Origin of the sequence: Citrobacter sp. JUb117, assembly GCF_024809055.1 — a bacterium.
In the GTDB taxonomy this organism is placed as follows: Bacteria; Pseudomonadota; Gammaproteobacteria; order Enterobacterales; family Enterobacteriaceae; genus Citrobacter; species Citrobacter gillenii.
The window spans coordinates 77,967-99,531 of the sequence record NZ_JANUFB010000010.1 but is presented as its reverse complement, the minus strand read 5'-3'; the positions used below and the strand labels follow the sequence as shown (position 1 = coordinate 99,531).

Here is a 21,565-nt window from a genome sequence, read left to right as displayed (position 1 = left end):
GTAGTAAAAGCGCTATTGGAAATGCTACAATCCCGCGCTTACACTTATTAAGAAACGTTTTTCAGGAGACACGATCATGGCCAGCAGAGGCGTAAACAAGGTGATTCTCGTCGGTAATCTGGGCCAGGACCCGGAAGTACGCTATATGCCGAATGGTGGTGCAGTTGCCAACATTACGCTGGCTACTTCCGAATCCTGGCGTGATAAAGCGACCGGCGAGATGAAAGAGCAGACTGAATGGCACCGTGTTGTGCTGTTTGGCAAACTGGCGGAAGTCGCCAGCGAATATCTGCGCAAAGGTTCTCAGGTCTACATTGAAGGTCAGCTGCGTACCCGCAAATGGACCGATCAGTCAGGTGTCGAGAAGTACACGACTGAAGTTGTTGTGAACGTCGGCGGCACCATGCAAATGCTGGGTGGTCGTCAGGGCGGCGGTGCACCGGCGGGCGGTAATGCAGGTGGCGGTCAACAGGGTGGTTGGGGTCAGCCTCAGCAGCCGCAGGGTGGCAACCAGTTCAGCGGCGGTGCACAGTCTCGTCCGCAGCAGTCCGCTCCGGCAGCGCCGTCTAACGAACCGCCAATCGACTTTGACGACGACATTCCGTTCTAGGATTGACCTAAGACGTTTATGTAATTAATTATATATCAAGTCCCTGTTAATGCAGGGGCTTTTTGTTTCCCGCGTCTCAAAAGTGTCAAGTCTTAATTGATATCTTCCTAACATACTGTGTACCTTGCAATTATGTAAAGTGTATGGGGTATGGGCACATGAAGGATAACTATAAGGTTACAACATTTGTCATGGACAGTGGCGAGCGATACTGCATGGTGGTGGATCGTTCTTCTTGCCTTCCCGTGTATTATCCTGCTCTTTATTTAACAACCCAAATCCGCAACAGAGCGGATGCTTTTTCAACTATGCTAGCAGCAGCTAGCAACCTTGTTGTGCTGCTACGCTTCTTAGATAGTCGTGGCATTGACCTCGAACAGCGCTTTTTGACCAAAAACTTCTTCAAACCTTACGAACTGGACGATCTGCGGGATTTTGCTCAGCGCAAGCAAGGAAAGAAGCTGTTAGTTGCTTCTTCTACACCTTGGTTGGAAGATGCGAGTAGCTATGCTGTTGATAACGGAACACTGCATTCCCGGCTGACAACATATGCCAAATATTTAGGCTGGTATGCAGTGCATATTTTAAATACTGCAGAACCGAACGTTGTCGAACAGATCAATGAAATGTTGCAGCACATAAAGACACGTCGACCGTCGAAAAAGCGCAGAAACAGTGAATGGCAAGACAGGTCATTGAATGATGTTCAATTGGATTCGCTATTTGAAGTTATCAAGCCTGGATCAGAGTTAAATCCTTTCTCAATAGATGTTCAGCGTCGTAATCGGCTGATGATCTTGCTTCTGTTTTATCTTGGTATTCGAGGTGGGGAATTATTAAACATCAGAATACAAGATATTGATTTTAGTACTAACAGGATCCGTATCTTTAGGCGAGCAGATGAGCTAGCGGATTCTAGAACCAATCAGCCCCATGCTAAAACGAGAGACCGGCTCTTACCGTTGGCTGAGTCCCTAGTTCAAGAACTACATAGTTATATCATCCAAGATCGCAGTAAAGTCCGAAATGCAAAGAAAAATGACTACCTCTTTGTCACTTATAAGCTAGGGCCAACAGTGGGAAACCCTATCTCTAAAGGGGGATATCATAAAATTTTTTCCGTGGTCAGGGCTGTATCACCGCAATTGTATGCAGCGACAGGGCACTCGTTCCGCCATACCTGGAATCGCAAGTTTTCAGAAAGAATGGATGCCATGAATGAGCAAGTCAGCGAGGAACGCCAAGAGCAGCTCCGTTCGTACTTAATGGGTTGGAGAGATGGTTCGGGAACCGCAGCGACTTACAACAAGCGTTTCATTCAGCAAAAAGGGTTTGAGGCCGCTTTGGCATTGCAGGAAGGTAACGGCACTCGCTTGCCAAAGGACATGAAGAATGATGACGAGTAAGTTCCTACCGGCATTAGTGTCCGAGCGAATCTGTGCTAGGGCCAATGGCTACTTCTTTCACTTATATGATACATCGTGGATATTGGATAAAAATACCCACGCCACTCTTGTCGATATTCACCATTACTTATCAGGTGAGGTGCTCAATGGCTGCCTACGCACGCTAGCATTTTATGGTTCTACTCTATCTGCTTCTCATACTCTGAACATTATTATGCGGTTTCAGCACATGCTGCGAGAGACTCATGCGAGAGAAATTACTGATACGGTATTGATTAATTATCGGGCGAGACTATTGCCTGCGACGGAATGGTATCTGGCAACTATACGTGGCTTTCTTCGAACTTGGCACCAGCTTGGTTATCCCGGTATCAGCAAAGATGTGATCAGTTTGCTGGACGGCTGGAGGATAAAGGGTAATCGTAAGGGAGATGCGGTTAAGCGTCAGGATCCTCAAGAAGGGCCACTGACGGATAACGAGCTGACAGCATTTAACGAGGGGGCTGTTCGGGCTTATGAAAAGAACTTAATTACCATAGCTGAGTTGGCCATGGCACTTAGCATCAGTCATACAGGACGACGACCCATCCAGATCTCGCTGCTTCATGCGGCGGATGTGCTTTGCGGTAAAAATGAAAAGGGAGAGCCATTCTATGTTTTGAATGTGCCGCGAGCCAAGCAGCGCAGCAGTTCTTTTCGAATAAACTTCAAGCTCTTTGCGATATCACCGGAACTATGGGTAATTCTGAGCGCTCAGGCAAAGAATGCAATTGCAATGGTTGAGAATCGTCTGGGGTTTGAATTGCAGGAAGATGACCGGCAGCAAATCCCTCTGTTTCCAGATCTTGATGTGTTAGATACCGTCCAGTCTCCTTATAAATTCCGTCAACTGTTTGCCACCGACAAACTCCACATTCCCGCAGCAAAGATAACCAACACACTCAAGTACATCATAGAAAAATCCGATATCCGGTCAGAACGTACTGGTGAGTTATTACATATCAATGCCCGTCGTTTTCGCTATACCACGGGCACTCGAGCTGCTAGGGAGGGTTTCGGCGAGTTGGTGATTGCGGAATTACTTGACCATACGGATACCCAAAACGCCGGCGTTTACATCAAGAACATTCCCGAACATGTGAAAAAGCTTGATGAGGCGGTTGGCTTCCAATTAGCACCATACGCCCAGGCCTTTGTCGGGGTACTTGTCGATTCAGAGAGGGGAGCGCATCGAGGTAACGACCCTGCCAGTCGTATTAGGACCGAGATGGGCCATGGTGTAGGTACTTGCGGGGAGCATGGCTTTTGTGGTGCCAATGTTCCTATTCCTTGCTACACCTGCATGCATTTCCAGCCTTGGCTGGAGGGCCCCCATGAGGACGTCTATCAGGGGCTGCTCAATGAGCGTGAACGGGTGAAAGAGATAACCGGCGATATCCAGATTGCTGCCGTACTTGATCGCAGCATTATCGCGGTGGCCGATGTGATCATGCGTTGTGCAAAACGTCGTGAAGAGCTTAGTCCACAGGGAGCAATCGGCAATGGATGAGATTTTCCATTTTAAGTCAAAGGCTACGCTGACAGCAGCACAGAACCTTGGAGTATTCATATCCAAGTGCCGAGAACAATTGATTGTATTCGGTTCCGATCTAAATTGGGAAGCTCCTGTTTGGCCAAATATAACAGTGTTTGCCAAACTAGGCATTATTACGCGAACACCTATGCAGGTAGAGGTACAAGACCCTGCGTTCATTGATTTCGCCAAAGCCTATTTCCGTTACCAGCAGGGGCATCATCCCACGGGGACAAAGAATGAAAGTAAGGCCCTCCGTGCGATTGAGGCGGCTTTAATTCAAGTAAATGGGAATGCAAATATTGATGGCCTGTCTATTTCAGTACTGGATGAAGCCGCTGAATTGGCAAGGCAGCATTACTCTGATGGTGCTGCATATCATTGTGGCCGAGAGATTGAGCGGATGGCTAAGTTTGTCGTTGAAAATCGACTTGTATCAAGTGCTGTGCAAAATTGGGTTAATCCCATTAGGCGTGTAGAGGACAAAAACAAAACAGGCAGAGAGGCTAAAAAAAATAGGGAAAAGAAACTACCGAGTGATATTGCTCTCAACGCACTCGCGGAAATTTTTGCAGATGATCCAATGGATGGAAGAGACATATTTACAACATCGGTGTTTGCTATGCTGATGTCTGCTCCTTCGCGCATTTCTGAGGTGTTAGCTCTTCCTGCAGATTGTGAGGTATTTGAAACCGATAGCGAAGATATAGAACGCTATGGTTGGCGTTTCTTTGCTGGTAAAGGCTACGAAGGGGGTATCAAATGGATACCCACTGTAATGGTTGGCGTCGCTAAAACAGCCATCACCAGAACTAAAATGTTATCTGAGAATGCTCGACAGCTGGCCAGGTGGATTGAGATACATCCGGATAAATTTTACCGCCATGCTAACTGCCCTGATGTCACTGATGATGAGCCGTTGACAATGGAACAGTCCTGTATGGCTCTCGGTCTTGCTTGTGAATCCAAAAAACAATGTCGTTCTTCCCTCTACAATCGAGGGTTAGCTCAAGAAGATGGTGCGCACACACTAAAAAGCCTGTGGCAACATGTTATGGCGCGCTTGCCTGATGGCTTTCCGTGGTTTGATAAAGACAAGGGAATTAAGTTCAGCAATGCTTTGTTTGCACTTAATGTAAATCAGTTCCACGGGAACCGCGGATGTATACCGATTGAATTGCATAAACCGACTAATAACTTCTTTAATAATGATCTGACGCCTCGAGAGGCTTTGAATGGAAAACATGTCAGTATCTTTGATCGCCATAGTTACCGTGCAGAAAACGGAGAACGGATTAAATTAACCTCACACCAGGCTCGGCACTTACTTAACACCATAGCCCAGCGTGGTGGGCTCTCAAACTTGGAAATTGCCAAGTGGTCGGGGCGGGCAGATATGAACCAGAATCGAACTTACAACCACATGACCGAATATGAGCTGGTTGGCATGTCTGAACGCCTCGATCCCTCAAAAGGTCTATTTGGGCCTGCTGGAGAGGTGGTAAAGCACCTTCCTGTGACTATGTTGGAGTTCAACACCCTAGAGCATGCCGCAGCCCATGTGACGGAGTATGGCTGCTGCGTACATGATTACACCATGGGTCCTTGCGAGAAGTTCCGAGATTGCATCAATTGTACCGAGCAGGTTTGTATCAAAGGCGAGCATACAGAAATATTGGATCGAATTAAGAAACGTTTGGTGACGTTGGAACAAATACTTTGTATTGCTGATGCAGCGGTAGAAAGTGGCGAGATGGGGGCTGATCGCTGGTATCAATACCACAAGAAAACTGTCACACGGCTTCGTGAGCTAGTCGCTATTTTTGATAATCCAGACATTGAAAATGGTGCCCAGATTAAGCTCCGGGGCAATGATTTCAGCCAGCTTCGCCGCGTTGTCGCAAAGACGTCTATTGAGGCCATTGAGCTAAAAGGCAAAGAAAGTGAAGAAGCTGCGATGTTAGATGATTTGACAACTTTGTTAGGAGGTGGCCTTGGCTAAGCATCTGGACAATAGAGACATTAACGCCATCGTGAATCTAATTCGAGGATGGAAGGAACCAAAACTGTCATGGTCAGCAATTTGTGAGGCGGCAGAACCATTGGTCGGAAAGTTACCGTCAAGACAGTCCCTTAATGCACATGAGGCAATAGTGACTGCCTATCAAACAAAGAAAGAGGCGCTTAAAGGCCGTGGCCCCAAAAATCCGCGTCCAGCTAGTTTGAACATTGCAGCCGCGAGGATTGTGAATCTTGAAAGCGAAATCGAAGAGCTTAAGAAAGAGAACCGGAGGTACAAACAACAGTTTGTGATCTGGCAATACAATGCATACAAACATGGAATGACAGAACATCAACTTAATGCGCAGCTGACAAAGATTGACCGTGAGCGCTCTGATGGAGAAAGAAGATAGTTGCTGAGTACGATATCGAGGGTGCATTTCTCTGTGTAGGGGCAGTTATTTACAAAAAATAGGAGAATAATTAAATGGTCAAACCAAACTGGGATAACTTTAAAGCTAAATTTAATGAGAATCCTCAAGATAATTTTGAGTGGTTTTGCTACTTATTGTTCTGTCAAGAATTCAAAATGCCCGCAGGTATATTTAGATATAAGAATCAATCTGGTATCGAAACTAACCCAATAACCAAAGATAATGAACTTATCGGTTGGCAATCTAAATTCTATGACACAAAATTGTCGGATAACAAAGCTGATCTTATAGAAATGATTGGGAAAAGCAAAAAGGCTTATCCAGGATTAAGTAAAATCATTTTCTATACTAATCAAGAATGGGGGCAGGGGAGAAAGTCCCATGAACCTGAAGACGATAAGAACGCTGATAATTATTTGGATGCTGTCGGAAATAGTAACGATCCCAAAATAAAAATTGAAGTTGATCAGAAAGCATATGAGTCGGGTATAGAAATAGTATGGCGAGTTGCTAGTTTTTTTGAATCACCGTTTGTAATAGTTGAGAATGAAAAGATTGCAAAACATTTCTTCTCCCTTAATGAAAGCATCTTTGATTTATTAGAAGAAAAGCGCAAGCACACAGAAAATGTTTTATATGAAATTCAAACCAATATAGAGTTCAAAGACAGAAGTATTGAAATTGACAGACGACATTACATAGAACTTCTACATGAGAATCTAGTTCAGAAAAAAATTGTCATCGTCAGCGGAGAAGGTGGGGTTGGAAAAACAGCAGTTATCAAAAAAATTTATGAAGCAGAAAAACAATGCACTCCTTTCTATGTCTTTAAGGCTAGCGAGTTTAAAAAGGACAGCATTAATGAGCTATTCGGTGCGCATGGCTTAGACGATTTCTCTAATGCTCATCAAGACGAATTACGTAAAGTCATAGTCGTAGATTCTGCTGAAAAGCTTTTAGAACTGACCAATATCGATCCTTTTAAAGAATTCCTGACAGTTTTAATAAAGGACAAATGGCAGGTTGTTTTCACAACCCGTAACAACTACTTGGCAGATCTAAACTATGCTTTCATAGATATTTATAAGATAACTCCTGGAAACTTAGTAATAAAGAACCTTGAACGCGGCGAGCTAATAGAGTTATCTGATAATAATGGATTTAGCCTTCCTCAAGATGTTCGATTATTAGAACTAATCAAAAATCTATTTTATTTAAGTGAATATCTGAGGTTCTATACCAGTGAAAGCACCGATTATGCGAGCTTCAAAGAAAAACTTTGGAATAAGATTATCGTCAAAAATAAACCTTCTCGGGAGCAGTGTTTCTTAGCGACTGCTTTTCAGCGGGCTAGCGAGGGCCAATTTTTTGTCTCCCCGGCATGTGATACTGGAATTTTAGATGCGTTAGTTAAAGACGGTATTGTCGGCTATGAAGCTGCTGGTTACTTCATTACACATGATATATACGAGGAATGGGCATTAGAAAAGAAAATTTCCGTCGATTATATCCGTAAAGCGAACAATAACGAGTTCTTCGAAAAGATAGGAGAATCACTTCCTGTTCGCCGTAGTTTTCGGAATTGGGTATCTGAACGATTGCTTTTAGATGACCAGTCCATAAAGCCTTTTATCGCAGAAATAGTCTGTGGAGAAGGAATATCAAAATTTTGGAAAGACGAGTTATGGGTGGCTGTCCTTCTTTCCGACAATTCAGGCATATTTTTTAATTACTTTAAACGATATTTACTTAGTAGTGACCAGAATCTTTTAAAAAGACTTACTTTCTTATTGAGGCTTGCTTGCAAGGACGTTGATTACGAACTGCTTAAACAGTTAGGTGTAAGTAATTCAGATCTGCTTTCCATTAAATATGTTCTTACTAAGCCTAAGGGAACTGGTTGGCAGAGTGTGGTCCAATTTATCCATGAAAATTTAGATGAAATCGGAATCAGAAATATTAAATTTATACTTCCGGTGATTCAAGAGTGGAATCAAAGAAACAAAGTGGGTGAAACGACCCGATTATCTAGTTTGATAGCCCTAAAATATTATCAATGGACTGTAGATGAGGATGTCTATTTATCCGGAAGGGATAATGAGAAAAATATTCTGCATACGATTCTTCATGGGGCGGCCATGATTAAACCTGAAATGGAAGAGGTTTTAGTTAAGGTTCTTAAAAATAGGTGGAACGAGCACGGCACCCCATATTTCGATCTTACGACCTTAATCCTTACTGACTTAGATTCACATCCGGTTTGGGCATCTCTCCCAGAATATGTTCTACAATTGGCAGATCTGTTCTGGTATCGGCCACTTAAAGAAAAAGGCGAACGTTATCACCGTATGGATATTGAAGATGAGTTCGGTCTATTTAGGTCTCATCATGACTATTATCCAGAAAGTCCATATCAGACTCCTATATATTGGTTACTACAATCACAGTTCAAAAAAACAATAGACTTTATTCTTGATTTTACGAACAAGACAACGATATGTTTTGCCCACTCCCGCTTTGCTAAAAACGAAATTGAAGAAATCGATGTCTTTATTGAAGATGGAAAGTTTATAAAGCAATATATATGCAATCGTCTGTGGTGCTCATATCGAGGAACACAGGCCTCTACCTACTTACTTTCATCAATTCATATGGCATTGGAAAAATTTTTTCTTGAGAATTTTAAAAATGCAGACTCGAAAGTGTTGGAAAGTTGGCTTCTCTTTTTGTTAAGAAATACCAAGTCAGCTTCTATCTCCGCAGTAGTTACGAGTATTGTACTTGCATTCCCTGAGAAGACATTCAATGTAGCTAAAGTACTATTCCAAACAAAGGATTTCTTCCATTTTGATATGAATCGAATGGTTCTAGACAGAACACATAAAAGTGCATTAATCTCCCTCAGGGACGGCTTTGGCGGTGCAGATTACAGAAACTCTTTGCACGAAGAAGATAGAATTAAGGCTTGCGATGATGTGCATAGAAATACTTATCTTGAAAATCTTGCCTTGCATTATCAAATTTTCAGGAGTGAACATGTAACGGAGAAAGATGCCATAGAAAGGCAACAAGTGCTCTGGGATATTTTCGACAAATACTATAATCAGCTTCCAGATGAAGCTCAAGAAACTGAAGCCGATAAGACGTGGAGGCTCTGCTTGGCAAGAATGGATCGGCGAAAGATGAAAATAACTACTAAGGAGAAAGATGAAGGGATTGAGATATCATTCAATCCTGAGATTGACCCTAAACTAAAGCAATATAGTGAGGAAGCAATAAAGAAAAATTCCGAGCATATGAAGTATATGACGCTGAAGCTATGGGCAGGCTATAAAAGAGAAAAGGATGAACGTTATAAGAATTATGGAATGTATGAGGACAATCCGCAAATTGCTTTACAGGAGACCAAAGAAATAATAAACAAGCTTAATGAGGAAGGGGATGAAGATTTCCGACTATTAAACAGTAATATACCAGCAGACGTTTGTTCTGTATTACTATTAGAGTGTTTTAATCAGCTGAATAATGAAGAGAGAGAATACTGTAAAGATATTGTTCTAGCGTATTCTCAACTACCGTTGAAAGAAGGCTATAATTATCAGGTACTAGATGGAACAACCTCGGCAATTTCAGCCTTACCTGTGATTTATCATAATTATCCAATGGAAAGGGATACTATAAAAACAATATTACTTTTAACACTGTTTAATGACCACTCTATTGGGATGGCAAGAGGGCGCTACTCAGTATTTCCTAGTATGGTGATTCATAAATTATGGCTAGACTATTTTGATGATATGCAGTCTCTATTGTTTGGTTTTTTGATTTTAAAGCCAAAATATGTAATTCTTTCAAGAAAAATCATTCATGAAAGTTATCGTCAAGCAGACTATGACATTAAAAAAATAAATATTAATAAGGTGTTTTTAAATAATTATAAGCATTGCATATCAAATATCATCGATAATAATCTATCTATAGATGATTTGGGAAGTATGGATAAAGTTGATCTGCATATTTTGAATACAGCTTTCCAATTAATTCCAGTTGATACTGTTAATATTGAACATAAGCAATTGGTTTCCTCAATTGTTAAAATATTTTCTACAAGCCTATTGTCAAGTGTTCGAGAAGATAGAGTTGATTACGCTATTCGGCAGTCTTTCTTGGAAAGATTTGCCTACTTTACGCTTCATGCGCCAGTGAGCGATATTCCCGATTATATAAAACCTTTTCTTGATGGTTTCAATGGTTCAGAGCCTATTTCAGAGTTATTTAAAAAAATTATTCTCGCCGAAGATAGATTAAATACTTACAACAAATTTTGGAAGGTTTGGGATTTGTTTTTTGATAAAGTGGTTACTTTGTGCAAGGATGGAGATAGGTATTGTTATGTAGATAAGATTATAAAAAGTTACCTTTTTGCAGAATCTCCATGGAAAGAAAATTCTAATGGTTGGCACACATTTAAAGATAGCAATAGTCAATTTTTTTGCGATGTATCTAGGACTATGGGTCATTGCCCTTCAACTGTATATTCTCTTGCCAAATCTTTGAATAACATTGCCAGTTGCTATCTTAATCAAGGTATAACCTGGCTTTCAGAAATATTGTCGGTTAATAAAAGGTTATGGGAAAAGACATTGGAAAATGATACTGTTTATTATTTGGAATGTTTGGTTAGGCGGTATATAAACACTGAGCGTGAGCGAATTAGACGAACCAAACAGTTGAAAGAAGAGGTCTTGGTAATATTAGATTTTTTGGTAGAGAAAGGATCGGTTGTTGGTTATATGTCACGGGAAAATATTCTGTGATGTAGTTGAGAATAATAACTTTAATGAGAGCTTTTTCCAATTTAGGCTCCAGGGATTGGAGCCTTTTTATTATCGAAAAGATTAATATTTTATAAGTCAATCAGTAAAACGCAGCAAAGCCCGTTGCTCTTGAATGTTAACTCCGTGATGAATTCTTTGATTACCACATAAATAACAAGAACAAGCACAAGGGGTGCAGTAAATTTTCCCTACAACTTTCGGCGATTTATCCACCCCAGTTCGGTATTTTTCTCGCTTGATTTTTAAACGAGATATATGGTGACGGCGCCATGCCCGATTTCTAACCATTTCCATCCACTCCAATCTTCTAACGCGGCGTTATACCGCGTCCTTATCAATCTTCGGAGTTTGATGTCAACCTGATTTTCCATGAGTTCCTCGGCATAAATCAATGAATTGAGTATTATGTCAAAATTAAAGTTATGGATATATTGGTTATTATTACTTTTAATCTCTCATTCAAGCGGATTTCTATAAGGTTGATTACTTGAACTAGTAATGGTGAATTTATTAACAAATGTTCTAAGTAGATGTGCTAGAAATCTTGTTTTACTTTATCCATTGTTAAAATTTTACTTATTATAGAAGGTTCGTAGTTCTCTATGCTCATAAGGCAAGTTATCAATTTAGAAATATGACTATCATCTGGGATAAGTATATATTTAATATCGTCGAAAGAAAAATCAATACCAAATTCAGAAAACTTTCTACTTAAAGCAGTCTTCTCTTCAGGCTCCACCACTCTCTCTAAACTTAGGCTAGGCCATAAATCGCCAATAAATGGATGTGGGACATATCTCCATTCTTTTTCGTCAGCATAGATATAATTTTCAATAGGTTTTTTGTTCGGGCGTTCTAATTTCCCTTTATAATTTTTCATATAACGTAATAAATTATAAAGGTCAGCGTACTCTTCTTTAAGGCTTTCAAAGTGCTTACGCTCTTTATTATCAAGGGTATATCGACTCGACCATAGAGGAATCAAAATATCCTTTAGTTTTCTAATTCTTTTATTATACTTTGAAAACAACTCACTGCCTTGATTCATATATAGGACAGGATGGAGATCATTTTTCTCAGCCCATTCTTTTGTTAATCCGAATCCAAACCCACCATATTTGCTGCTATGATCTTGAATTTGAGAAAGCTTAATATCACAAAATGAAACCATTGGTACTGCGAAATCTCTTCTTCCTTTTACCCCAACTATTCGCTCACGGGCAAGGAATGGTTTAAAATAAAGTTCTGTTAAAATTCTATAGAATGCCTCTTCATTTTTAGTAAAGTGAAACAACGTTGTTGGATGTAAACTGTTAACTGCTTGTATAACTATTTCTTGGTTTTCTATAGCACTCATATATTACCTGTTCCATAGTGTAAAAACCGACTTAAGAGAGGTTATCATAGTTGTCTTTGCATGTAAGCACACCTGTTTTTGTTCCACGCACTTTTTGAGATTTCCGGTTTTTCAGCCATCATCCGGTACTCTTCCGGCGTCAGGTTATTCAGGGATTCATGAGGCCGCTCGTTGTTATATTCCATCAACCAGCGCTCGGTAATTTCCCGTGCTTCATTCAGTGTTCTGAACAGGTAAAAATCCAGGATTTCTGTCCGGTATGTCCGGTTGAACCGTTCGATAAAAGCATTTTGTGTAAGCTTACCCGGCTTGATAAATTCGAGCTGTACGCTATGTTCTTCGGCCCATTGTGCCAGCGCCAGCGAAACCAGTTCAGGCCCGTTGTCCATCCGCATTTTCAGGGGGTAGCCGCGGTTTGCTACGACCCTGTCCAGCACCCGGATGACCCGCTGAGCCGGGATATTCAGGTCGATTTCTATCGCCAGAGCTATCATCCACCAAATTGAAGGTCCGGAAGCGCCTGCCGCAGACCAGCGCGTCGTGCATAAAATCGATGGACCAGCTCTGGTTTAGCGCTTGCGGCGTCGGCAGTGGTGCTGGATTACGCACTGGCAGTCGCTGTTTTCCCTTGCGACGAAAATTCAGTTTCAGCAGGCAATAAATCCGGTGAACACGTTTATGGTTCCAGGTATTGCCCTGCCTGCCAGCAGATGGAACAGCTTCTTAAAACCATAGCGCGGATAACGTTCTGCCAGCTCAGTCAGCGCATGGATCACCGGTTCATCACGCTGGGTATCAGGCTGATAAAAATACACCGTCCTGCTCAGCGATAACGTCCTGCATGCCTAGCGGATGCTCATTGTAAATTGTGCCGTCAGATAGCTGACGAGCTCCCGCTTTATCGCTGGTTTTAAAGCTTTTTTTCGATAACGTCTTTTAGTGCCAGACATTCAAGGCTGAGATCGGCAAACATCTGTTTGAGCCGTCGGTTCTCGTCTTCCAGATCGTTTATCTTTTTAATATCAGCCGCTTCTATCCCACCATATTTCGCTTTCCAGTTGTAATAGCTGGCTTCAGATATAGCGGCCTCACGGCAGACATCCTTAACGGTTCGTCCGGCTTCGACAGACTTCAGAACGGCGATGATCTGGTGCTCAGTGAATCGTATCTTGCTCATAGCGATCTCCTCAGGGGACATAGTCAGTATGTCGGAAGACCTCTAAAAGTGAATGGGCCGTTTGGCCGGGATGCTTACAATCCAAGTTCTATTTGACCATCTGAAATTGGAAAGCACAGTCCGTTACCCCCTTAGTTAAGGGCGGGAGATTAGCGGAAGTGCACCGGTGAGGATGCATGTTGGGTGTGCGGTATTGTTTACATAAATTGCTAAAAATCTGGCGACTGGCATAAAGATGATTGAAAAATTGCCGTTAAATTATGATATTAGGGGAATTAATATTGTAGTAGCTACTACAAAGGCCTTTAGAGCGGGGTTAAAGTTGATGAGCAAAAGGCATGCGATCTTAATAAGTAATAGTGTTTATGACCTTGAAGATTTAAATTTAGAAACTCCAGATAATGATATTGCAGCAGTAGAGCATTCTCTGCTGAGTAGAGGGTTTACCGTTGATAAATATTACAATCTAAAAATACAAGATTTTGAAAACATCTTTGAAAATTTAAGAAATAGTACAAAATATGAATTATTATTTTTTTACTACTCTGGCCATGCACTTGAAATAAATGGTCGAGGGTATCTATTGCCAGTGGATCTTTCAGGAAAAACGGCATATCAAATAGCCATGTATACATACCACCTTGATAAGCTGTTAGTGGCAATCGAAAAAAAAGCAAAAGCGAAGGTGGTTGTTTTAGATTCTTGCCGCAATCATGTAGGAGGTTGGGAAGATAACGATTATACATCATTTGCTAGCCGTATCGGCTTTGAGCCAAATATTGATACATACAAAAATCTTGCGATTGCCTATTCAACCAGTTCAGGAGCGAAAGCCTTCGAGGGGCAAGGGATTAGTCTTTATGCGAAAAATTTAAGTGAATACATTCTCAAACATAATATAGGCATAGACGATGTGTTCAAAACAGTTGGTGCTAAAGTTACTAAATTATCTCCAGCAGATCAACGGCCGTGGTTTTACTCATGCCTTGATGAATCCCTAACCTTTGGCGATTTGCCTAACTATGAATATGTCCATTCCATTAGGACTCCCTTTAGTGGGGAAGAGATTGGCATCAGCTTATTGGGCAGGAAGCAAGTAGTGTATGGTAATTTCCATGCAATATTTGCAGTTAATCAAACTTGTGCATACAATATTTATAAATTAGAGGAGGATATTATACTTGGTATCGATTATAGCTCTAATGTAGGTCTGGTGTTAGCCATTGATGATAATTCGATCCTGGTTGGAGATACGAAAGTAAACCCAGATTTTGACTTTAGGGATTTTAGATGTATCCAAGTGTCACCAAATGGCCAATACACCATTTTAGTAGGTATGACAGAATTTGTTATCTTGGATAATATAAATTTCATCGAACACAAAGAAGTTCTTGTTGGTGATAATTTATACGTGGCAAAATTTATTGATGACTATACTGTATGGATAGGTTCAGATAATGGAGTTCATTCGGTTTCATTAGCTGGGAATGGGATTGTTTATAATAATGTTGATATTGAATGTTTATTATACGTCTATGGTATAGACGTTATTGATTCTGAGACTGTCACACTCTCGTGTTCAAGTGGTAACATTTTCTTTGTTAACAACAAAACATTTGAAGTGAAGAGGGTTTTATCTCTTGGCGAAACCGTGCGCTCATTTTCTACGAGGAGAGATTCACTGATACACATAACAAATGATGATCAATTAATACAAGATTTTTTATATAAACCGTGGACTCTGGATAGAGGTGCCAACTCCTTCTTAAAAGAACACTTATCTGACAATGCAATAGTTTTTATAAAAGTCTCGCCTATTGATCCTCTTATAGTTGCTGCTAGTGATGAAGGGATTTTATATTTCATAGATTATCGTACTTTTGACCCTTATGAGACTATATCAGTTGGTACGCCTCAGAATAAAATTCAAGGTGTTTCTTTTGAGCCCGATGGAAACATTTTAATTCTAACTAATGATGGTTTTGTGCATTTTTACTGTAGGGGAGAAACTGATCATAAACAGGCTGTAAAATACGTTGATAAAATTGGGACAAGAAAAAAAAAGAAACCAAAAAATCGCTCAGGAAGTTAAGTAACACCCTGAACGGCAAACTTTATCGTTCTCTTTTGAACTTGTACTTCTCTTCAACCGCCGTGTTCATTTGCAGCGCGCGGCGGGCATCCATTTTCATAACGGTACTCTCTGGCTGATTACTGTATAACGCCAGATTGTTGACTAAAATTTGCTAGCCAGTTAAATCCAGCGTCTGGCATGAAGTCGCGATTCCGAAAGTCGAGAAGTATCCGCGTGAAGCGTCCTTCTTCCTCCCAAGCCTTTTGGCACTTATTAGTGGGAAGGAAGCACCGGCTACACCATTTTCAATCTGAACATTCAGGCCATGCCTCAGCACTTCCTGTTCCTGGCGAATGCGTGCCATCAGCGCAGAAAACTCGCCGCTGATATACATGCCTTTGATAATGTCGTGTCGCTTATTCGCCGCTGCGTCATAGTCCAAGTCGATGTCATAGTATAGGCGAGTCTGGCACACCATCTCCTATAAACGCATCTGGGCCATACCGCTTTTAAATGCTTCAGAGTTGCGGCCTTCAGGCAACCGGCTTCGCATGATTTCCAGATTCTCCATTGCACGGCCATCTAGCGGGAAAATCTGCCATTCGTAATCTTCTTCCCTTGCCGACAGCGTGATCTCGATACGCAACCTTCAAATTATCACGGCTGATAACACCGCGTTCTTCACCGGCCGGGGAGTAATGCCAGCCACCGATGCTAGGGACACCAAGCGCTTTAGCTCGGAATGCGGCACCCGACAGGCCAGCAACCATGGTTACCTTCGAACTTTTATCCTGATAGGTATAAGGGAAGTGATAACTATAGGGCAGAATCGTCTACCGGGGGGCAGCCCAATCAGGTGTTCGACAATCCGACACCTGACCCCGTACATTCATATTCACCAATTCACCAATTCACCAATTCACCAATTCACCAATTCACAAAATTGCTCCGATATCGGGAAAATATAAGATAGCGTCCGGGATTTTTTCGCCGTTCTCGCTATCATGATTACATACATTCACCGCAGACAAGGCACTGAAATGACAGTCAATATTAAAACCACAGAGTTCGCTTCGGAAACTCTGTTCTTTGCGCATAAGCCTCTTTTGAACGATGACGCAATTCTGGATAAAGCTAACGAAATATTAGAAGAACTTAAACCTCGGTTTCCTAGGTTTGAAGCCAATACAAAGGTCACTGATACGAAAAATGCGCGGAAGGCAGTGAAGAAAATGGTGAGCTTTGGGATAGCCGATCAACAATACCCTGCGTTTACTAAGACTGAGTCCTTTAAGAAGTTAGTGGCACTGGTTAGCGCATTAAACCTACTCGCTCCAAAATGGAAGCTGCAAATTAAGCCCTACGAGGACGAGGGCGATCTGACACTGGGATTCTATGATTACTTGGATGACAAGTATCATCCTAGTCGGCTCGCTGGCGAGATTTTAAAAGGCTATTTTTATTGCCTTGGTCAATTTAACGCATCGGCCTCTGATCGTCTTCGCGCAACTGAAAATCACATCATTGAAATCTTGCGTATGAGACCCCGTGTTAAAGGGGACCTTTTTAGCAAGGATTTTAATTACACAACCGGAACAGCAGAAGACCGTGGGTGGTTGGACAGTATTATTGACCCTCTGCTCCTGCATTACCCTGAGACACAGCACGATACGCAGGCAGAAAGTTCAACACAAGCGTTTCACAGGCACATCAGCAAGAACATGGTGCTAAATGATTTTATTAATAGTGGTCATTATCACCGGTGGGAAAGCGAACAACTCATCGGCGTAATCCATGCTTTCAATCAATGGACTGAAACGGAAGACCCTTCCGCAGTGCCAGCAGCAGATGAGGCTGATTTGCGCATTGCGGTGACTTTTGCAGCCATCCACGCTGTGGATCGTTCCAGTAGTTTCGACTGGCGGTCGCAAATACAGAATAATCTTCAGGATAAATATGTCGGCCGTTTGCTGAAATTTGTGCGTTACGCTCAGTACGCCAAAAAAGAGCAGAACAAAAAGGTGTCCCTGCGACTGATACGTCGCGGCAGCACCAACCGGGACCTGATGCTCTACCCGGCTCTGCGGGAGCTCAGTGAAAAAATCTATGACCCGAATCATCAGGTGATGTGCAGTAATGCCCGTAACTTACTTACTGAAATGAAAATCAATGCCGAGCTGACAAAGTTCATGGGCAATATTTTTGGCGTACTGTGCTGCTATGAAGGGGATGAAACTGACATCAATGTCCAGAAGTTTTCCTATTGCGAAAATCGCAAAAACTCATGGGAGTACCGAACAAAATTTATGTATAAACTCCTGCGACTGGATTATGACCAGATGGAATCTTTCCTGGATGAACTGGACGCAATTCTGGTACCCGAACGTGACATTCTTCAGTCGATGCTTAACCACAAAATTGACCTTTACCAGAGGGGGTATAAATGAATCTTTCAGGAAGCGTGGTCATCGAAGTGTGTGACAAAAATGGCGAGGAGATTGAGGCCCTTGACATCAGTGCCTCTGAGTTCGGCCTTGAGGAGTCAGGTACCCGTAACTATGATGGAGAGCGTGCCTATCGGGGGCTATACATCTACTTCAACAGCGAGTACGGTTTCGATGTGCTGGCAGAAGCCGAGGAGATGAACCATTCCATTACTGATTTTGATATCAATCTGCGCCAGCACAGCAGCGAGTATCGGCTCAGTATGGATTCAGACAATCTTGAAGCAAACCCAACGGGCGCTGATGTTGAATACGACGAAGATGACTGGCGGTGATCCTGATAGTAGATACCCGGGCAGTGTTGTGGCCGGGTATGACTGCCGCAGCATCGTGAAGCGGGCGAAAGCCATATTTCAGCCTTGTGTTGACTGATGTCCGGTAAGCACATGGATATATTCATCTCCGACGCAGGTTCCAGACTGTATGGCCTTAGCATCAGTCTGCCGGCGGCTTATTCGGTGATTGCCCCAAGGTTTTTCATGTTCTCGAGTAGCTCAGCATTCATTAATTGATTTCTTCCATTTTAGAAATCATCTTTCATGATGAGATTTAATAATGTTCCCGATCGTTTTTGCTTCATAGACACATAATGCTTCCCTTGAACAATAATATGATTGAGTCAACGGAGGTATGTCATTTGGGGTCGACTACCTCCACTCTCTTTGGGTGGACTGACAGTAATACCTAGACCCATACGGCGTCACGGTTCCAAAATGTAAAATTTTTCCTATAGCGACATATAAAGTCTAACTAAAATCATTACACAAATATAAATTCATTAAGCAATGCCATGATTTTTATTAAATTTAATTGAAAATATTATTCACAGGTGATCATAACCATTTTGATCGTGATTTAACGATTATTACCGTAATGAATGAAAAGCCCCATTTAAAATGGGGCTTTTTTGTATTTGACGATCTTCTCACATATAATATTCGAATATTTTGTAAGGAAAAAGCGAAATATAATCATTGTTTATAATTAATATTTTAATATATGCACTTAATAATATTGATAGTAGTCAAAGTTAAATAAACTATTGCGAAGTTATTTATTTCATGATTCAAAAAATATTGACAGCGTGATGTACCGCATTAAATAATGCTCTGAGATTGTCAATTCATCATTGATACAAGTGTATTGCTCTCCGATCTCTTTTTATTAATGAGGATTTGATAGTCGTCTTGATATTTCTATATTCTTTTGTACTTCGGAGTCTATATATGTATCAATGGAAGAATAACGCTAAGGTAATATTGCCTTTAGCCTTGTCGGTGAGCATTAGTAATGCGCTATATTCTGGGGCGGCATTCGCTAAAGATTATACACTGAACTATATCGGTAAGGACCCCGAGCTCCCTGGTTTCAGCATCAAAGATACGATTGCCGGCGACAACAACTACGATTTTACGGTGAAAATTGACAATCCTGAGCGAGGTGAAGGTAACGGTCTTGAGGTCAAGATTGGCAACATCACGAGTGATCAGGGTGGTGAGTATCATATTGGTAATTACAACGTCAATATTAGCGGGACCACGGAGCAGGATCATCGTGCCGGGTTAGCCTTCTTTGGGTTGTCTGCAGAAGGCAGTGACACCAAAGTGACTGTCGACAATTTTAGTCTTAAAAATAATTTCCTAATTGGCAATAAGTATACACACAACAATACTGCGTTATATGTAGGCGGTGGCGCGGATGTGTCTGTGAACGGCAATGTGTACATTCGTTCTGAAGTTGAGCACACCAAACAGGGCGAAGATGCAACGCTGGCTAATAACGGAGTCTATGCTCGGGGTGCGGGTTCAACCATTACGGCAAACGGTGGAGATGTTTACATTAATACCTATGCCAGTAACTTTAAAGAACTCCTGGAGAACAATAGCGGTTACCCGGAAGGCTCATCAAAAAGTGATGCGGTCAGTGCTAAAGACGGTGGTGTCGTTAATATTAATCAGGCCGGAGGCAACAAGGTTAATCTATTAGGTAACCTCGACTTCGGTGATAAGCTTTATTCTAATACAAGCCAGATGAATATTACGCTTAATGGGGCAGATTCATACTGGCATGGGCATGAAGCAAACTTCTTTGACGCAACAACCGGGAAATGGAGCGGCGATCTCAACCTTACGCTGGCGAATAACGCCCACTGGATCCCCGATGGTAAAGATGCGGAAATCAGTGCCATCACCCTGAAAGACGGCGGTACGGTAAACCTGCATGGTTTTAACCTGCACACCAATCAGAGTATCAACGAAACCGTTAAAATTCATGATTTGAAAGGGAACAACGGTATTTTCCTGATTGATGTCAATACCAATAAAACGGATGAGCAGCGACGTAACGGCAGCGACTTCATTGAAGTTGTTAAAAGTAGTACCGGCGGTACACATGCGATTGAAGCGTTGAATATCAACAAGCTCACTGATTTGAAGGAAGATATCTGGGTTGCCGATGCGGCAAGTAATGTGACATTCGAAGCGTACGATAAAGTCGATATTACGAACGAGTATGTGTATGACTATAAACCACTGCTGCGTTCTGATATCCGTGAAGGCGATCCGCAAAGCCAGTACGGTACCAACTGGTATATCACGGGTGTTTCGACGAAAGCCAGCGCAGGTAGTAACACCGTGATCGCCAATGCTGGGCTGAACTACGCAATGGCGACCGCTCGTCTTGAAATCGACAGCCTGAATAAGCGTTTAGGCGAACTCCGCCAGGATCAGCAGCAAAATGGTCTGTGGATACGCTATAAAGGTGGTGAAATAGAGAGTGATACTGGGAGCTACTTCAAAAACCTGTATAGCTTCTGGCAACTCGGTTATGACAACAAAGACGAAGGCGAATCGTCTGTCTGGACGCGAGGGATTGCCGCGCATTACATGAGAGGCAATGCCGACTTCACTTATGGTACTGGCGATAACAAGAACTACGGTGGTTCACTTTATGCTGCATGGAATCGCCCAGAGAAACAAGATTACCTGGATCTGGTGTTGAAATATAGCCGCCATGAAAGTGACTTCAATTACAGGAACACATACGGCAACTCTGGCTTTGCAGATAGCAGCACATGGTCAATCAGTGCCAGCGCAGAATACGGTCGCGAGTTTAGCTTAGGAAACTCTACGTTTATCGAACCGCAAGGTCAGCTCGTGTATACCTATCTGGATGAGGCCAGTTACACCACCAGTAGTGGGTTGAAAGTCCGTCAAAACGATATAGACAGCGTTATTGGCCGTGTTGGATTGCGCGGAGGTTATCGGTTTGAATCGCGCCCGGATAGCGATATTTACGTGAAGCTGGATTTGCTGCATGAGTTTGCTGGCGATCGTGATGTCACCGTTTGGGGTAAAGATGCCGCACTGAAAGTGAGCGAAGGGGGAAGTGACTCCTGGATCAACTATGGTATAGGTACCAATATCCATCTCACTCAGAACAATAACTCCCGGTTGTATGTTGATCTGGAAAGATCGGCGGGAGGTGACATTGATATGAACTGGCAGGTTAACGCGGGTTTCCGTATGGAGTGGTAGTTCATAGCTTTGAATGGGTTCACTTAACCTAAAAATAAGCGTCCGATTGAAATTT

The 21,565-nt window shown here is 42.1% G+C and carries 12 protein-coding genes and 1 pseudogene; 10 read left to right on the top strand and 3 right to left on the bottom strand.

Annotation, left to right across the window (positions count from 1 at the left end):
- Window positions 1–76 precede the first annotated feature (76 nt).
- The 6 genes from ssb1 to avs4 all read left to right on the top strand — a co-directional run bounded on the left by ssb1 (window position 77) and on the right by avs4 (window position 10,841).
- Window positions 77–610: a single-stranded DNA-binding protein SSB1 gene (gene ssb1 / locus M2374_RS19855; RefSeq protein WP_096758705.1), complete on the top strand. Its 534-nt coding sequence runs from the start codon at window positions 77–79 to the stop codon at window positions 608–610.
- Between the two features lie 158 nt (window positions 611–768).
- Window positions 769–2,016: a site-specific integrase gene (locus M2374_RS19850; RefSeq protein WP_259155780.1), complete on the top strand. Its 1,248-nt coding sequence runs from the start codon at window positions 769–771 to the stop codon at window positions 2,014–2,016.
- A complete protein-coding gene (locus M2374_RS19845; RefSeq protein ID WP_259155779.1) occupies window positions 2,003–3,565 on the top strand; it encodes a site-specific integrase in 1,563 nt (520 codons plus the stop codon). Before M2374_RS19850 ends, M2374_RS19845 begins: the two co-directional genes overlap by 14 nt.
- Window positions 3,558–5,591 carry an integrase gene (locus M2374_RS19840; protein ID WP_259155778.1) on the top strand — a complete coding sequence of 678 codons (2,034 nt, stop codon included), beginning with the start codon at window positions 3,558–3,560 and terminating at the stop codon, window positions 5,589–5,591. The genes M2374_RS19845 and M2374_RS19840 overlap by 8 nt, the downstream gene beginning before the upstream one ends.
- Complete coding sequence (locus M2374_RS19835) at window positions 5,584–6,003, top strand: hypothetical protein (RefSeq protein WP_259155776.1); 420 nt, start codon at window positions 5,584–5,586, stop codon at window positions 6,001–6,003. The genes M2374_RS19840 and M2374_RS19835 overlap by 8 nt, the downstream gene beginning before the upstream one ends.
- Window positions 6,004–6,077: 74 nt before the next feature.
- Window positions 6,078–10,841, top strand: a complete 4,764-nt coding sequence (avs4, locus tag M2374_RS19830) for an AVAST type 4 anti-phage nuclease Avs4 (RefSeq protein ID WP_259155774.1) — start codon at window positions 6,078–6,080, stop codon at window positions 10,839–10,841.
- A 556-nt stretch (window positions 10,842–11,397) separates the two neighbouring features.
- Here the strand turns inward: avs4 and M2374_RS19825 are convergent.
- Both M2374_RS19825 and M2374_RS19820 read right to left on the bottom strand, forming a co-directional pair.
- Window positions 11,398–12,219 carry an abortive infection system antitoxin AbiGi family protein gene (locus M2374_RS19825; protein WP_259155773.1) on the bottom strand — a complete coding sequence of 274 codons (822 nt, stop codon included), beginning with the start codon at window positions 12,217–12,219 and terminating at the stop codon, window positions 11,398–11,400.
- Between the two features lie 44 nt (window positions 12,220–12,263).
- Window positions 12,264–13,396: pseudogene (locus tag M2374_RS19820) on the bottom strand (IS3 family transposase).
- A 235-nt stretch (window positions 13,397–13,631) separates the two neighbouring features.
- On the opposite strand from M2374_RS19820, the gene M2374_RS19815 reads away from it, so the two are divergent.
- Window positions 13,632–15,488 carry a caspase family protein gene (locus M2374_RS19815; RefSeq protein WP_259155769.1) on the top strand — a complete coding sequence of 619 codons (1,857 nt, stop codon included), beginning with the start codon at window positions 13,632–13,634 and terminating at the stop codon, window positions 15,486–15,488.
- Window positions 15,489–15,642: 154 nt separating this feature from the next.
- On the opposite strand, the gene M2374_RS19810 is transcribed toward M2374_RS19815, so the two are convergent.
- Window positions 15,643–15,912, bottom strand: coding sequence for a hypothetical protein (locus M2374_RS19810; RefSeq protein ID WP_259155768.1), 270 nt, complete (start codon window positions 15,910–15,912; stop codon window positions 15,643–15,645).
- A 598-nt stretch (window positions 15,913–16,510) separates the two neighbouring features.
- Here M2374_RS19810 and M2374_RS19805 point away from each other — a divergent pair.
- The 3 genes from M2374_RS19805 to M2374_RS19795 all read left to right on the top strand — a co-directional run bounded on the left by M2374_RS19805 (window position 16,511) and on the right by M2374_RS19795 (window position 21,510).
- Window positions 16,511–17,917 carry a hypothetical protein gene (locus M2374_RS19805; RefSeq protein WP_259155765.1) on the top strand — a complete coding sequence of 469 codons (1,407 nt, stop codon included), beginning with the start codon at window positions 16,511–16,513 and terminating at the stop codon, window positions 17,915–17,917.
- Window positions 17,914–18,249, top strand: coding sequence for a hypothetical protein (locus M2374_RS19800; RefSeq protein ID WP_259155764.1), 336 nt, complete (start codon window positions 17,914–17,916; stop codon window positions 18,247–18,249). The genes M2374_RS19805 and M2374_RS19800 overlap by 4 nt, the downstream gene beginning before the upstream one ends.
- A gap of 951 nt (window positions 18,250–19,200) precedes the next feature.
- Complete coding sequence (locus M2374_RS19795) at window positions 19,201–21,510, top strand: autotransporter outer membrane beta-barrel domain-containing protein (protein ID WP_181688564.1); 2,310 nt, start codon at window positions 19,201–19,203, stop codon at window positions 21,508–21,510.
- Window positions 21,511–21,565 lie beyond the last annotated feature (55 nt).

Excerpts from the sequence above, each read along its gene's own strand:
- ssb1 (WP_096758705.1), top strand. The coding sequence starts at position 77 with ATGGCCAGCAGAGGCGTAAACAAGGTGATTCTCGTCGGTAATCTGGGC.
- M2374_RS19850 (WP_259155780.1), top strand. The coding sequence starts at position 769 with ATGAAGGATAACTATAAGGTTACAACATTTGTCATGGACAGTGGCGAG.
- M2374_RS19845 (WP_259155779.1), top strand. The coding sequence starts at position 2,003 with ATGATGACGAGTAAGTTCCTACCGGCATTAGTGTCCGAGCGAATCTGT.
- M2374_RS19840 (WP_259155778.1), top strand. The coding sequence starts at position 3,558 with ATGGATGAGATTTTCCATTTTAAGTCAAAGGCTACGCTGACAGCAGCA.
- avs4 (WP_259155774.1), top strand. The coding sequence starts at position 6,078 with ATGGTCAAACCAAACTGGGATAACTTTAAAGCTAAATTTAATGAGAAT.
- M2374_RS19825 (WP_259155773.1), bottom strand. The coding sequence starts at position 12,219 with ATGAGTGCTATAGAAAACCAAGAAATAGTTATACAAGCAGTTAACAGT.
- M2374_RS19815 (WP_259155769.1), top strand. The coding sequence starts at position 13,632 with ATGATTGAAAAATTGCCGTTAAATTATGATATTAGGGGAATTAATATT.
- M2374_RS19805 (WP_259155765.1), top strand. The coding sequence starts at position 16,511 with ATGACAGTCAATATTAAAACCACAGAGTTCGCTTCGGAAACTCTGTTC.
- M2374_RS19800 (WP_259155764.1), top strand. The coding sequence starts at position 17,914 with ATGAATCTTTCAGGAAGCGTGGTCATCGAAGTGTGTGACAAAAATGGC.
- M2374_RS19795 (WP_181688564.1), top strand. The coding sequence starts at position 19,201 with ATGTATCAATGGAAGAATAACGCTAAGGTAATATTGCCTTTAGCCTTG.